General features: G+C 42.7%; 1 protein-coding gene and 2 pseudogenes. 1 reads left to right on the top strand and 2 read right to left on the bottom strand.

The window, feature by feature from the left end; all coding sequences use genetic code 11:
- Nucleotides 1–134: 134 nt before the first annotated feature.
- Nucleotides 135–443, bottom strand: a pseudogene (locus CBG25_RS18575) (helix-turn-helix domain-containing protein); the annotation flags it as partial.
- Between the two features lie 222 nt (nucleotides 444–665).
- Here CBG25_RS18575 and CBG25_RS18570 point away from each other — a divergent pair.
- Nucleotides 666–1,127 (top strand): annotated as a pseudogene (locus CBG25_RS18570) (transposase); the annotation flags it as partial.
- Between the two features lie 101 nt (nucleotides 1,128–1,228).
- Here the strand turns inward: CBG25_RS18570 and CBG25_RS18565 are convergent.
- The coding region (locus CBG25_RS18565) for a hypothetical protein (protein ID WP_290608515.1) at nucleotides 1,229–1,711 on the bottom strand (483 nt) is incomplete at its 5' end.

Below are 1,711 nucleotides of genomic sequence, written 5' to 3'. Positions count from 1 at the left end.
GTAGACCCTTTATTGATGATACCTTCTTACTCCTTAGCGCAGGTCTTTGGAATTTCCATCTCAGAACAGCGTAAAATTTACTTCAATCACCGAAACACCCTTATTTCACTATTAAGCAACACGCTTATAGGATGAAGAAAAGCGGTCAGCAAGCTATAGCTGCCTGTGTACCCTTGTTCACGGATCTCCCGTAGCAATACGCAGGCCGGTATCCAATCAGGTCTAGCCGCCTCTACGCGTTGGAGAATATATACCTTGAAGGGCTCCAACTTACCGGGTCTAGGCGCTCTCGATTTATAACGCATATTCGCCGCCGCTTCAGTGCTACGAAGATATCGCCTCACGGTTACTCTTGAGCATGAAAGCCGTCGAGCAATCGCACGTATAGACATACCCTGGCGATGTAAAACAGAAATTTCCACTCTGATCTCCAATGTTATCATCGGCAGTACCTTAAAACTGCCATTTTTACTCTTGCACGAGTTTCGCACAGGCATATAAAATTCTAAAAATGGCTTAAAAGCAATGATTAATCTGCAAGTTACTAAAAAACATAAATTTTCTTAAATTACAATAAGTTGTATTTGATTTATAAGGTTTTGACTATTTATATATCATGCTGAATTAAACTTAAAAATAGAGCGTTTTTTTATTGGTGCGAAACTCGTGACGGTAAGAGTCATTATGGCTATAAGCTTTCGGTAAACATGGATAAGAAGTACAAATTCATCAGAAAAATCGTCACCGATACGGCCAGCACCCACGACAGTCAGCATTTCGAAAGGGTCATTGACAAGGCCAACACCAATCGCAATATCTACGCCGACCGAGGCTATCCCTCTGCGGAGCGGGAAGCTTGGCTGAAGGCAAACGGCTATAGGAGCCAGATTCAGCGTAAAGGCCATCGAAACAAACCGTTGTCCAAGACTCAGCAAGGGCGAAACCACAGGATTGCAAAGACTAGGGCACGGGTTGAACATGCATTTGCGGCGATGGAACAAATGGGTAGAAAACTGATCCGCACCATTGGACAGGTGCGCGCTAATTTTGCCATGACGATGATGGCAGCATGTTACAACCTAAAGCGGTTGGCGTACTTCCAGAGCGCGTGCATCGTGGCTTTCTGACGCCCAGAATGGGTCAAATGGCCCTAGCCAGGGCAATGTGCGATAGAATCAGTAACGTGATAATCAAAAAAAATCTAATTATTTAGAATGAAAGCCAAGGGTTAATTGAAAATCTTGAGTTTTTCGAGGTGCCCTACGGTTTGTTCCATCTGATAAGCCTCGGTATAACGTTCAATTCTTTCATCATGTTTTTGTTGCGTGTAATACAAAAAACCTAACATACAACCGCAAAATAGGGTACTAAAAATCACCAAAACCACCATAATAACAGACAGGGTGTGATTCTTGTCGCGCGCATCTTCTGCCAACGTGATGGTCATTTCATTTTTTGTCTGCGCAATTAATTTTTTGAAATTTTGCGCTTCCGTTTTAGCAGATGCATTTATTTCTGCCCGATATTTTTCAAGTACCTCCTCGACGCTCTTTTCTGTTTGTTCAACGGCATCGGCAATTAATTTTAATGAACCCTCTATAGCATACTTAATATCAGAAGGTAATGCGGTGATTTGGTCGTTGACACGACCTAAATCGCCGATTAGCTCGATCATCAGCGCATCTCTGGCACTTCTTGGATTAGATTCTTT

Source organism: Arsenophonus sp. ENCA (assembly GCF_002287155.1).
GTDB classification, from domain to species: domain Bacteria; phylum Pseudomonadota; class Gammaproteobacteria; order Enterobacterales; family Enterobacteriaceae; genus Arsenophonus; species Arsenophonus nilaparvatae.
Note: the sequence above shows the minus strand (reverse complement) of the source record. Positions and strands in the feature narration are given on the sequence as shown.